The organism is Acidimicrobiales bacterium (assembly GCA_033344915.1).
GTDB lineage: Bacteria > Actinomycetota > Acidimicrobiia > Acidimicrobiales > Aldehydirespiratoraceae > JAJRXC01.
The window spans coordinates 2,558,871-2,571,437 of record JAWPML010000001.1; the positions used below are offsets into that span (position 1 = coordinate 2,558,871).

At 69.9% G+C, this 12,567-nt stretch carries 11 protein-coding genes; 4 read left to right on the plus strand and 7 right to left on the minus strand.

What is annotated here, in order from left to right; translation table 11 throughout:
* Positions 1–24 precede the first annotated feature (24 nt).
* The gene (locus R8F63_12460) at positions 25–915 is read right to left on the minus strand and encodes a DMT family transporter (GenBank protein MDW3219414.1); all 891 of its coding nucleotides are present in this window, start codon (positions 913–915) and stop codon (positions 25–27) included.
* A gap of 51 nt (positions 916–966) precedes the next feature.
* Between R8F63_12460 and R8F63_12465 the strand changes: the two genes are divergently transcribed.
* Both R8F63_12465 and R8F63_12470 read left to right on the plus strand, forming a co-directional pair.
* Positions 967–2,232, plus strand: coding sequence for an MFS transporter (locus R8F63_12465; protein MDW3219415.1), 1,266 nt, complete (start codon positions 967–969; stop codon positions 2,230–2,232).
* Positions 2,233–2,269: 37 nt separating this feature from the next.
* Positions 2,270–2,755 (plus strand): VOC family protein, encoded by a 486-nt coding sequence (locus R8F63_12470; GenBank protein ID MDW3219416.1) that lies wholly within the window; start codon positions 2,270–2,272, stop codon positions 2,753–2,755.
* Between the two features lie 13 nt (positions 2,756–2,768).
* Here R8F63_12470 and R8F63_12475 read toward each other — a convergent pair whose 3' ends face one another.
* From R8F63_12475 to R8F63_12495, 5 genes are read right to left on the minus strand one after another with little or no spacing between them, the layout of a single operon-like run.
* Positions 2,769–4,196: an NAD-dependent succinate-semialdehyde dehydrogenase gene (locus R8F63_12475; GenBank protein MDW3219417.1), complete on the minus strand. Its 1,428-nt coding sequence runs from the start codon at positions 4,194–4,196 to the stop codon at positions 2,769–2,771.
* 46 nt (positions 4,197–4,242) lie between these two features.
* Complete coding sequence (alr, locus tag R8F63_12480) at positions 4,243–5,328, minus strand: alanine racemase (protein MDW3219418.1); 1,086 nt, start codon at positions 5,326–5,328, stop codon at positions 4,243–4,245.
* 36 nt (positions 5,329–5,364) lie between these two features.
* Entirely contained in the window at positions 5,365–6,627 is a 1,263-nt protein-coding gene (locus R8F63_12485; protein ID MDW3219419.1) for a sensor histidine kinase, read from the minus strand.
* Between the two features lie 25 nt (positions 6,628–6,652).
* Positions 6,653–7,480, minus strand: coding sequence for an EamA family transporter (locus R8F63_12490; protein MDW3219420.1), 828 nt, complete (start codon positions 7,478–7,480; stop codon positions 6,653–6,655).
* A gap of 9 nt (positions 7,481–7,489) precedes the next feature.
* Complete coding sequence (locus tag R8F63_12495; GenBank protein ID MDW3219421.1) at positions 7,490–8,602, minus strand: acyl-CoA dehydrogenase family protein; 1,113 nt, start codon at positions 8,600–8,602, stop codon at positions 7,490–7,492.
* Positions 8,603–8,678: 76 nt separating this feature from the next.
* On the opposite strand from R8F63_12495, the gene R8F63_12500 reads away from it, so the two are divergent.
* The gene (locus tag R8F63_12500; GenBank protein ID MDW3219422.1) at positions 8,679–10,358 is read left to right on the plus strand and encodes a pentapeptide repeat-containing protein; all 1,680 of its coding nucleotides are present in this window, start codon (positions 8,679–8,681) and stop codon (positions 10,356–10,358) included.
* A gap of 50 nt (positions 10,359–10,408) precedes the next feature.
* Positions 10,409–11,560, plus strand: a complete 1,152-nt coding sequence (locus tag R8F63_12505; protein ID MDW3219423.1) for an aminotransferase — start codon at positions 10,409–10,411, stop codon at positions 11,558–11,560.
* 167 nt (positions 11,561–11,727) lie between these two features.
* On the opposite strand, the gene R8F63_12510 is transcribed toward R8F63_12505, so the two are convergent.
* A complete protein-coding gene (locus tag R8F63_12510; GenBank protein MDW3219424.1) occupies positions 11,728–12,567 on the minus strand; it encodes a 2Fe-2S iron-sulfur cluster-binding protein in 840 nt (279 codons plus the stop codon).

The following is a 12,567-nucleotide window of genomic DNA, read 5'->3' on the forward strand; positions in this document are numbered from 1 at the left end:
CTGTCCGCTCGCCGTTCCGCGGTGTCAGGAGTTCCCGACGAGCTGTGCTTCCCGCCGGATCACCAGCGAGAGGCCGCCGAGCACGACGGCGATGCCGACCACCTGCAGGGCGCCGATCGACTGATCGAGGAACAGCACGCCGCCCGTCGTCGTGAGCACGGGCACGGCCAGGGTCAACATCGCGGTGATGGTCAGGCGTACCCGCGGGTGCGCCCAGTTCATGAGCATGTGGCCGGTGCCCGGAACGGCCAGCAACGCCGCGATCCACGCCCACTGCTCGGCGGTCGGCAGGGTCACGCCCGACGCGTCGACCACCGCGATCGGGAACAGCACGACCGAACCGACGATCCAGATGCAGGCCTGGAACTCGAGGGCGGGTACGTGTTCCCGGGCGGACTTGGCGAGCGCGAAGTAGCCGGCGAAGAAGACGAGCGCCACCACGGCGAGGAGGTCGCCGCGCAGGCTCCAGGCGGTCGACGACGAGGCGCCGGACATGACGAGGACGACGCCGCCGAGCGAGACGACACTGACGCCGACCAGGAACCTCGTCACCTGCTCGCCGAACTGGCGCGCCGCCACCCCCATCAGGAGGAGCGGCACGAGCGATCCGATCGTGGTGGCGCTGGCCACCGTCGTCGCCCGGATCGCGACGAAGAAGATCGCGATCTCGAGACTGATGCAGGCGCCGGTTGCTGCGGAGCGTCGGAGGTGGACCCACGTGATGCGCCGGCCGGCTCCGTAGACGACGGCCGAGTAGACGACCGCACCGAGCAGGATCCGCCAGAACGCGATCTGGAGCCCCGGCATCGGCACCTTGGCGACCATGATGTTGCCGATCGACCAGCAGACGATCGCGCCCGTCGCTGCGCTGAGGCCGATGCGAGCGGCCCGGGGACTGAGGACGGCCGCGGTCATGGAGCACAAATGTGACACGTTCCTGAGGCGCGCCGCGCCATGATTGCGCCCGTGACCGTGATCGACCACGCGCCCCTGCAGCGGCGGACGCTTCGAGTTCTCATCTGCTCGGTCGCTCCGGCCGGCATGGGCATGACCGGCGCCTTCGCCGCGACGACGCTCGCCGCGAACGAGATGGTCGAGAACGAGGGGTGGGCGACCTTCGCGGCAACCATGACCGCGATCGGCGGCGCCGTGTTCGCCATACCCCTGTCGCGGATCATGGCCCGACGGGGACGCCGTCCCGGCCTCCGCCTCGGCTGGTCGATCGCCGCGGTCGGCGCGGTCGTGAACGTCGTGTCCGTCGAGACCGGCTTCTATCCACTGCTCGTGGTCGGGACCCTCGCCATCGGCGCCGGCAACGGCACGAACCTCGCCGCCCGCTACGCCGCTGCGGACCTCGCGCCGGACGATCGACGGGCCCGGGCGATCGGTGTGCTGGTCTGGGCGTCGTCCATCGGCAGCGTGCTCGGCCCGACCGTCGCCCTCGGCGCCACGGAACCACCCGCGGAGTGGCTCGGCTTCGAACCGCTCGCCGGGCCGTACCTCATGGGCATCGTGGTCTTCGTCGCCGCCGCGCTCATCGTCGAGACCTTCCTGCGGCCGGACCCCCTGCTCACCGCGACGGGGGCCGACGGCGTGAGCGCGCCGGAGGGCCCGAGCCTGCGCCAGTCGTTCGCCCACATCGCCACCAACCGGCTCGCCGTCATCGCGGTCGGCGCGATGGCCGTCGGCCAGGGCGTGATGGTCGCGATCATGACCGTCACACCGCTCCACATGGAGGACGGCGCCCACGAGAAGCAGATCATCGGCCTGGTGATCTCGCTGCACATCGTCGGCATGTACTTCTTCGCGCCGATCGTCGGGTGGCTCGTCGACCGGCTTCCGAGCAGCCTCATCGTCGCAACGGCCGGGGTCACCCTCTTCGTCGGTGGCGAACTGGCCTCGCACACTGACGCGGAGGACAGCGCCGGCGTGTTCATCGGCCTGTTGCTGATCGGCCTCGGCTGGTCGTTCGCAATGATCTCCGGGAGCGCCCTGCTCACCGGCGCGTTCCCCGCCCACGAACGGGCCGCGGTCCAGGGTGCGGCCGACTTCACGATGATCGCCTCCGGCGCGAGCGCCGGTCTCGCCTCCGGCGTGATCGTGGCCGCCAGCAGCTACCACTCACTGAGCCACTGGGCCGGGGTCAGCGCGCTCGCGCTTGTGGCGGCCGCGCTCTACCCCGTCGTCACACGGGTGAAGGCGCCACCGTCGCGCGCGACGTCCTCCTCCTGAAGGGAACAAACACGTCCGCCCGTTGGTTCACCCCCACATGGACGACTTCGCCCCGACCCTCGGACTCCGCCACGCCGTGCTCTGGGTCCGTGACCCCGCCGCGTCCGCGGCCTTCTATCGCGACGCCCTCGGTCTCGTCGTGAAGAACGATCTCGGCGACGCGGTGTTCATGAGCTCACCGGGTAGCGCGACGGACCACGACCTCGGGTTGTTCCGCGCCGCGGACGGCGCCCCGCGCCCGCCCCGCGGGATCGGCCTGTACCACCTGGCCTGGGAGGTGGCGACGCTCGAGGACCTCGTCGCCGCCCGCGCCCGACTCTCGGAGCTCGGTGCGCTCGTCGGCCAGAGCGACCACGGCGTCAGCCGCTCGCTCTACGCCCAGGATCCCGACGGCATCGAGTTCGAGATCATGTGGGAACTACCCGTCGAGCAGGTCTCCGACGGCGGCGCGATGACCGCTCCGCTCGACCTCGACGCCGCGATCGCCGACTTCGGCGCGTCCACGCCCGGCCGCGGCGCCTGACTCCGCGACGCCGTCACCAGCTCGCGGCGATGTACTGCGTCTCGCAGAACTCGTAGATGCCTTCGCTCGCGCCCTCGCGTCCGAGCCCCGACTGCTTCATGCCGCCGAAGGGGGCGGCCGGATCGGACATCGACCCGCGGTTCAGGCCGACCATGCCGGACTCCAGCGCCTCCGCGGTGCGCATCCCCTTGGCGAGGTCCTGCGTGTACACGTAGGCGGCGAGTCCCATCTCGGTGTCGTTCGCGTGGGCGAGCATCGCGTCGTGGTCGACGAAGGGGATGACGGGAGCGACCGGGCCGAAGATCTCCTCCCGGGTGATCGGCGCCGTGGGATCGACGCCGTGGAGCACGGTCGGCTCGTAGAAGTACCCCGGCCCGTCGAGCACGTGGCCGCCGACGGCCACCGACGCGCCGCCGTCGACCGCGGCGGTGACGAGCGACCCGATCGAGTCGATCGCCGCCGGATTGATCATCGGGCCGCACGACACGTCCGCGTCGAAGCCGTTGCCGACCTTCAGCTCCCCCATCGCCGCCGCGAGCTTCTCGGTGAATGCATCGGACACCCCGGCTTCCACGAAGAACCGATTCGCCGCCGTGCAGGTCTCCGCGCTGTGGCGCATCTTCGCCACGATCGCGCCCTCGACGGCGGCGTCGAGGTCGGCGTCGTCGAACACGATGAACGGCGCGTTCCCGCCGAGCTCCATGGCCACCTTCAGCACGCGTTCGGCGCAACGACGCAACAACACCCGCCCGACCTCCGTGGAGCCGGTGAACGAGACCATGCGGGTGGCCCGGTGTTCGGTCGCCGCGTCGAACCAGCTCCCGGAGTCGGTGGTCGGCACCACGTTCACCACGCCGTCGGGCACCCCCGCCTCGTGCAGCAGCTCGGCCACTCGGAGCGCGGTCAGCGGCGTCTCCTTCGGTGGCTTGATCACGACGGCGTTTCCGGCACCGAGCGCCGGGGCGACCTTGCGGGTGATCATCGCGGCCGGGAAGTTCCACGGCGTCACCATCACCACCACACCGACCGGCGGGTGACGCACGATGATGCGGTTGGCGCCGCCCGGGGCCGTGCTCAGGGATCCGTGAATGCGCACCGTCTCCTCGCTGTTCCAGCGGAAGAACTCGGCGGCATAGGTGACCTCGCCCCGGGCATCGACGGTGGGCTTTCCGTGCTCGCGGGTGATGAGCTCGGCGAGCTCGTCGGTGTGGGCGATCAGCACCTCCCAGCAGCGGCGGAGCACCTCGGCCCGCTCCCGGGGCGGAGTCGCCGCCCATGAGGCCTGGGCCCGCGCCGCGGCGTCGACGGCCGCGGTGGCGTCCGCCGGTGTCCCGGCCGCGACGGTCGTGATCTCCTCGCCCGTCGCCGGGTCGAGCACGGCGATACGTTCGCCGTCGGCTCCGTCACGCCACCGGCCATCGATGAGCAATTGCGTCTGCATCCCGGCTGTCTATCGCACGCGGGGCGGCGACGGGGCCCCGGCTCCGTCAGTCGACGTAGACGCGGTCGTAGCGTCGACCCAGTGCCGTGAGAATCTCGTAGGAGATCGTGTCCGCCGCCGCCGCGACGTCGTCGACCGGCAGCGTGTCGCCGATCACCTCGACGATGCCGGCGTCGAGCGCGTCGCGGGGCACGGCCGTGACGTCGAGCACCGTGAGGTCCATCGACACCCGGCCGACGATCGGCACCCGGTGTCCGCCGATGGCCATCGTGCCGCGGTTCGACGCCGAGCGCAGGTAGCCGTCGGCGTACCCGACCGGTACGACCGCGTGGCGCTCGGGCTTCGAGACGGTGTAGGTGGCGCCGTAGCCGACCCGGTCGCCGGGCATCACGTCCCTGATCTGGAGCACGGGCGACTCGAGCACGACCGCGGCCCGTACCGACCCGGCCCCGCCGGCCGACGGCACGCCGCCGTAGAGCGCGATTCCCGGACGGACGAGATCGAGGTGGAAATCGACATGCCGGAGCGTGCCCGCCGAGTTCGCGATCGACGCCCGGCCCTGCGGGAGCAAAGACCGCACTTCTGCGAAGCGAGCCAGCTGCTCCTCCGGCTGGTGGCTGTCGGGGTCGTCCGCCGACGCGAGATGACTCAGGACGTGTCGGACGTCGAGACCGGTGAAGGCGTCCGACTCGGTGGCGATCCGCCGAGCGTCCTCCATGGAAAGCCCCGTCCGGTTGATCCCGGTGTCGATGTGGAGTCCGACGGGCAGGGCCTCGTCCCGCGCGGATGCCGCGAGACGCCAGGAGTCGAGCTGCTCGCCGCTGATCACGAGCGGGACGAGATCATGGAGGATCAGGTCCGCGGCGGTACCCGCCACCACCCCGTTGAAGACGGCGATCTCGACGTCGGGGAGCACGCCACGGAGCTCGACGCCTTCCTCGACGTTCGCGACGAAGAACGACCGGCACCCCTCGTCGTGGAGCCGACGGGCGACCGGTTCCACTCCGAGCCCGTACGCATCCGCCTTCACCGCGGCACCGACCTGCGCGCCCGGGGCCCGGGCGACGATGGCGCGATAGTTGGCGGCGATCGCGCCGAGGCGAACCTGCAGCCGGGGTCGGGAGAGCGGCACGAGTTCAGTCTGCCTCGTCGATCACGAACGCGAGGGTCACTCGTTTCGACGCGGGACCCGGAGACGTACCCGCGCGCCGGTGCCGGGCGCCGAGTCGACCGAGAGCGTCCCACCCAACGCCGCGATGCGGTCCCGCATGTTCGCGATGCCCCGCGACGCCACGACGTGTTCGGCGTCGAACCCGGGACCGTCGTCGCCCACCTCGACGACGATCTCCTCGCCGCGGGCTTCGATGGTGACCGACACCATGCTCTCGACGGGCGCGTGCTTGGCCGCGTTCTGGATCGCCTCCAGACACACGAAGTACACGGCGGCGGCGTCGTCGGCCGGCAGATCGATCCGGTCCGGCCCCTCGACGGTCACTGTCTGGGCCGAGCGTCGAGCGACGGCACGAAGCGCGTCGGTCAGGCCCCGTTCGGCGAGCACGGCCGGATACACGCCCTGGGCGAGCTCGCGGAGCTCCTCGACCGCGTCGAGGGCCGCGGTGTGGAAGTCGGCCAGCGACTCGGCCGAGGGCGCGGTGCCCTTCTCGGCCATCTGACGAGACAGGTTCAGCTGCATCGCCAGCGCGACGAGCCGCTGCTGGGCACCGTCGTGCAGGTTGCGTTCGATCCGCACGCGCTCCTGGTCACCGGCCGCGACCAAGCGGCGGCGGGACTCTCGCAGCAGGGTGTCCGCCTGTCGCAGATCGACGTTGGCGGCCACGAGCCGCTCGATCGTGGCCTGACGGATCCGGTTCGACTCGCGCGCGTCGATGGTCCACAGCAGGACGTGGGCTGCGAGATAGATCACGAGCGTCGTTGCGAACACCCACGACGCGACATCGTCCTGGAACCGTGCGCCATCCTGGCCGAACGCCAGAGCCGCGTTCACGAACGCCACCACCACGCCCGCCCCGATGACCCGGCTGACGAGTCGCGCCGGGAGGTACAGCGTCGACAGCATGATCGGTCCGAGGATCGACACCATGGTGATGCCGAGCGCCTCGGGCACGATCCAGACGATCCAGATCGTGCTCGCCCACGTCCCCGCGACGACGATCAACAGCCCGCCGGTGACGTCACCGCGTCGGTAGTGCTGAAACGCGAGCGTCCGGAAGAGCACCAGTCCGAACCCGCACGCGCCGAGGACGTACGCCCACGCGTTGATGCCGAAGAGAGGCGCCACGACGAACACCGCCGACGCGACGCAGGTCCAGAACTGGTCCGTTTTCAGGTTGGCGACCAGATAGTCGAGCGCCTCCTCCTGGATGGCGACGACGGTCGCCGGCGCCTCGGACGCAGCCATCTCCTCGGTCACGACGCTCACCGTACGCGGCTCGGCCTCAACCGACGCCGATCAGCACGACGCCGGTCACGACCGTGACGAGACCGATGCCCTGCCACCAGCGCAAGGGGTGCTTCTCGAAGACGGACGCGAGCACCACGGTGACCGCGGGGAACATCGAAGCCGTGACGGTGATCTCGCTGAGCGAGCCCCGTTGCGCGCCGGCAACGAAGGCGCCGACACCCGTCCCGGTGAGCACACCGCCGAGCAGCGCCTGGGGAAGCAGGGCGCGGGGAACGAATCGCGGAATCCCCTGGGCGGTCGCGAGAACCGCCAGCACGAGAAAGGCGGTGTAGCGCTGGAACACCGTTGCCCACATGCCACTCTCGATCGACGCCTGCCCGATGAACGTCAGCGACACCCCGAAGCACGTCCCCGACGCGAGCCCCCACGCGACGCCCTGGCGGGCCCGATCACCGAGCTCGGGCGAGAACGTGGTCACGCCCAGACCGGCGAGCGACACGACGATGCCGACGACCACCAGAGCCGCGAGCTCGGCACCGGTGACGACGTCCCACGCGACGGGGATCAGGGCCGTCACGACGGCCGTCACGGGTGAGACGACGGCGGCCGACGACACGGTCATGCCGTGGTAGAGCAACGTGAGCGCGAACCCGACCGTGAGGCCGCCGAGGATGCCGAAGCCGACGTCGCGACCGATGAACTCGCTGTCGATGAGGAAGAGCAACGGGACGGCGCTCGTCCCGCCGATCAGCAGATAGCTCAGCACCGTGGAATAGGAGTGCGACCGGCGGGCGAGGAACGCGCCGAAGAAGTCCCCGACCCCGATCGCGATCGAGAAGTAGATCCCGAGGGCCCAGACCAAGGAGGCTCGCTACGGCCGGGGCTCGCGGGGCAACCCGAGCAGGCGCTCGCCGAGGATGTTGCGCATGACGTTCGAGGTGCCGCCCATGATCGTGTACGCCGGCGCATAGTTGATGGCCTTGGCGAGATCGGCGTCCGCGGTGGCCCGCATGCCGAGTTGGCGCGCCGCGAAGTCCGCGACGCGCTGCTCGTGTTCGGTGCAGAAGCACTTCGTGGCGGCGCTGAAGCCTGCCGGCGCCTGCTTCAACGCCTCCCGGTAGACGAGGATTCGGCCGAGCCGGTAGCCGATCTCCAGCTGGGCGATCTCCTGACGCACGATCGGATCGGTCGTGTCGGCCACCTCGACGGCGAGGTCGAACAGCGGACGGTTGCTCATGAGTCGATCGATTCCACCGCGCTCGTGCTCCAGCTGCGCCATCGTCTGCTTGAACGCGTCGCCCTCCACCCCGACGAGGTTCTCGATCGGCACCCGAACATCGGTGAAATACACCTCGCAGAAGTGGGCGTTGGTGGTCATGTCCGTGATGGGCCGCACCTCGATCCCGGGCAGGTCCATGGGCACGATGATCTCGCTCACGCCGCGGTGCGGCGGCCCTTCGGTGGACGTGCGACCGATCAGATAGCAGTAGTCGGCGACGGCGGCGAAGGACGTCCAGATCTTCTGACCGTTGATCACCCACTCGCTGCCGTCGCGCACCGCGGAGGTCCTGAGGCTGGCGAGATCGCTGCCGGAATCCGGCTCGCTCATCCCGATGCACCAGGTGGTCTCCCCACTGAGCATGCCGGGCAGGAACTCGGCCCGTTGATCGTCGGTGCCGTAGGCGATCAGGCCGGGACCCATCTGACGGTCCGCGAACCAGCTGGCCGCGATCGGCGCGCCGACCTTGATCATCTCCTCGCCCATGATGATGCGCTCGATGTTCGGCCGGCCGCCGCCGCCGACCTCGGTGGGCCAGGTCATCCCGATCCAGCCGTGCTCGGCGAGCACCTTCGAGAACTCGGCCGAATAGCCGTTGATCCACGAATCCGTGAAGGACCCGTACCGGGTGACGCCCTCGAGCGCGACGGCGCGGGCCCGTGCTCGTAGCTCTTCGAGTTCCGGTGGCAGCGAAAAATTCAACATCGTCCGCTCAGGTTACGCCCCAGCGGTGCCCCACGACGCTTGACTAAGGTCCACCGGACGTGTCCAGGGGAGGACCATGACCTTCGTTCGAGCAATCCGCGTCGCCGTCTTCCTTCTCGGCGCCGGCATCGCACTGGCTGCCTGCCATCAGAACGGCACCGTGTTCGTCGTCGGGATCACCGCGGACACGGTCGACGCCAACCCGGGCGACGGGCTCTGTGCGGATGCCGTGGGCGACTGTTCGCTGCGGGCCGCGGTGATGGAGGCCAACGCCACGCCCGGCGTCGAGGAGATCCGCCTGTCCGACGGCGAGACCTACACCCTCTCCCTCGTCGGCTTCGAGGATGCCGGCGCCGCCGGCGATCTCGACATCACCGAAGCCGTCGTCATGACCGGCGAGGGCACCATCACGGCCGCCACCTCGGCGATCGGACGGATTCTGCACGTCTCCCACCCGAGCGGTCTGGTCGAGATCGACGGGCCGGACCTCACCGGCGGGACGAGCGAGTCGTCCGGCGGCGCGGCGATCCTCCACGACTCGGCCGGCATGCTCTCCGTGCTCCGGTCCGAGATACGGGGCCACACCATGACGGAGAGCATCAGCGGGACAGTCGTCGCGTCGTCGGGAACGGGGACCCTCTACCTCTGGTCGAGCACCGTCCACGACAACACGGCGACGGCGCTCGGCGTGGGCGTCGGCAAGTCCGCGGGCGTGCTCGACCTCCAGAACGCGACCATCGAGGGCGCGTCACCGATGCTCTTCGGCCCCGGCGACATCGCCGCCGTGGCGATCTTCCCCGGCGGCAGCGCGACGGCGAAGCACTCGACGATCCTCGGCGCCTGGATCGGGCCGGGCACCGTCGCGACCTCGGTGGTCAACGAGTGTCCCACCATCTTCGAGGTCCCGGGTACCCCCTCGAGCGCAGGACACAACATCAACCCGGACGGGTCGTGCACCTTCGCGGCGGCGAGCGATCAGGTGGTCGATCCGGAGCTCGGTCCGATCACCGACAACGGCGGTGGCACACCGACCGCCGCGCCTCGTCCGGGTTCGCCGGTGCTGGACACAGCAGGCGGCGTGAACTGCACGATCTTCTCGCTCGACGCCCGCGACGAGGCCCGCCCCAACAACGGCGTCTGCGACACGGGCGCGGTCGAACTCCAGGTGGGCCCCGACTGCGCATCGCCCGGACCCGCCGCGCAGATGCAGTACTGCGACCTCGCGGGGTCACTGCTGTCGTTCCTGGACCTGACCGGTGCGGACCTCACCGGTGCGGACCTCAGTGGATCGGGACCCCACCTCCTGACGAACTTCACCAACGTCACCTTCGTCGACGCCGACCTCACGAATGCGAACCTGTCCGGCACGATCGTGACCGGCGCCGACTTCTCGGACGCGTCGGTCGCGTCGCTGCGCGCCACGAGCCTGACGGGCATCGTCGCCGCGCCACCCACCGGGTGGAGTCAGGTCGGCGCCAACCTCATCGGACCGTTCGCCGACGTCATCGGCGGCGACTTCACCGGCGAGGATCTGACCGGCCTGATCGCGAACGACGTGGAGGCTGCGCTCGCCGACTTCGTCGACGCCGATCTCACGAACGCCGTGTTCGACCGCGCCGATTTCCAGGACGCCGACCTCCGGGGCGCGACCACGACCGGCGCGAGCTTCGTCGACGCCGACTGGGACGACACCTGGTGTCCCGATGGCACGTTGTCCACGTCCAATCCCGGCCAGACCTGCATCGGCCACCTCTGAGAGTCCGCGCCAGAGGGCGCGGGACGGGTGCGAGATGGAAAGATCCGACGATGCAGTTCGCGGCCAGGACGACCCAGTTGATCCATTCGCCGATCGGCGCGGCCACCGGCCTGCTCGCCGATCGGCGCGACTCCCGGCCCCTCCTCAACCTCTCGCAGGCGGCACCGTCCTTCGCGCCGCCGCCCGAGATCGCGGCCCGGATCCGGGCGGCCGGTAGCGAACCCGAGGCGTCGCGCTACACACTCCAGCCCGGCATCGCGTCCGTGCGTGCGGCCGTCGCCGAGGACCTCTCCCAGACGTATGCCGCCGCGGTCGCGGCCGACGACGTCGTCATCACTGCCGGCTGCAACCAGGCGTTCTGCGCCGTGATCAACGCCGTTGCCGGGCCCGGCGACAATGTCGTGCTCGTCGTACCGTTCTACTTCAACCACGACATGTGGCTGCGGGTGGAGGGCATCGAGCCCCGCTACGTGCATCCGGCCGCGGATCTCGTCCCCACGGTCGACGAGATCGCGGCCGTCATGGACGACCGCACCCGCGCCGTCACGATCGTCACGCCCGGGAACCCGAGCGGGGCGATCACGCCGCCGGAGCGGATCTCGGACATCGCGGATCTCTGCGCCGAGCGCGACGTCGCGCTGGTGCTCGACGAGACGTACCGGTCGTACCGCGGCACGGACGAGCCGGCCCATCGCTTGTTCGACCGGCCGGCCTGGCGCGACACGGTCGTGTCGCTCCACAGCTTCTCGAAGGACCTCGCCATCCCGGGGTATCGCGTCGGCGCGATCGTGGCGGGCGAACGGCTCCGCGTGGAGGCGCTGAAGATCCTCGACTGCGTCACGATTTGTGCGCCGTCGCTCGGGCAGCTCGCCGTCGAGACCGGGCTCCGCGAGTGCGGGGACTGGCGTGCGGCCCAGGCCGATCGCATCCTCGGGCTCCAGCGGGCGTTCGAGGCGATGATGGCCGCGCGACCGGGCGGCTTCGAGCTCGTCGGCGCCGGCGCCTACTTCGGGTGGGTCGCCCACCATCGGGACCGCCCGACCGTCGACGTGGTGAAGCAGCTGCTCGTGGACCACAGCGTGCTCACCATCCCCGGCATCGCGTTCACGCCGACGGACGAAGGGATGATCCGCTTCAGCTTCGCCAACCTCGACCCGGACGAGTTGCCCGAGCTCCGCCTCCGTCTCGGTGAGCTCCCATGATCTCCCCCCACAGCTGACCCCTTCGTGACCATAGAAGGGGCTCACAAGAAGGCGCTCACAAGAGGAATCTCTGGTCAGGAAAGGGTCGTGAGTCTGGCCCGGAAACGACCCCTTTGTGACCAGAGATCGCCTTTCTGAGCGATCTGTGGTCACAAAGGGGTCGGTGTTCAGGGGCGGGTGGGGGGTTGGACGTAGGTCCAGCCGAAGCGGCCCTTGATGCAGAGGTGGCCGTGGGTGACGGCGTGATCGGCGGGTGAGGTGACCTTGACGATCCGGTCGTCCTGGGTGTGCAGCTCGAGATTGCAGCCGACGCCACAGAACGAGCACACGGTCGTGGTGACCTCCTGCTCGTCGGGACGCCAGTCCCCCGCGTTGCGCATGTCGAACTCGGTCTTGAACTGGATCGCGCCGGTCGGGCAGACCCCGATGCAGTTGCCGCAGTAGACGCAGGCCGAGTCGGGCAGGGTGACGTCGAACTCCGTGCTGATCCGGGCGTCGAATCCACGGCCGGCGACGGCGATGGCGAAGGTGTGCTGGGCGTCGTCGCCGCACGCCTCGACGCACTTGTAGCAGAGCACGCACTTGTCGTAGTCACGGATGTAGAGGTCGTCCTGGACTTTGGGGTCCTCGTCGATCCGAGCCGCGGGCAGCGCGGGTTGGTCGTAGCGGTCCGGCTCGGCGCCGTAGTGGTCGATCCATCGGCCGAGGTCCTCCGCCTGACTCAGGTCGACGCCGCTGCCGAGGAACTCGAGCACCATCCGCCGGCTGTGGCGCACCCGCTCGGAGTCGGTCTCGACGACCATGCCCTCCTCGGCGGCCCGCGCACATGCCGGCACGAGGGCCCGCGAGCCCTCGACCTCGACGACACACACGCGACAGACGTTGACCGGCGTGAGGTTCTCGGCCCAGCACAGCGTGGGCGTGTCGATCCCGGCGGACTCGCAGGCCTTGTGGATCGACGTCCCCGCGGGGACGTCAACGGCCCGGCCGTCGATCGTCAGGGACAC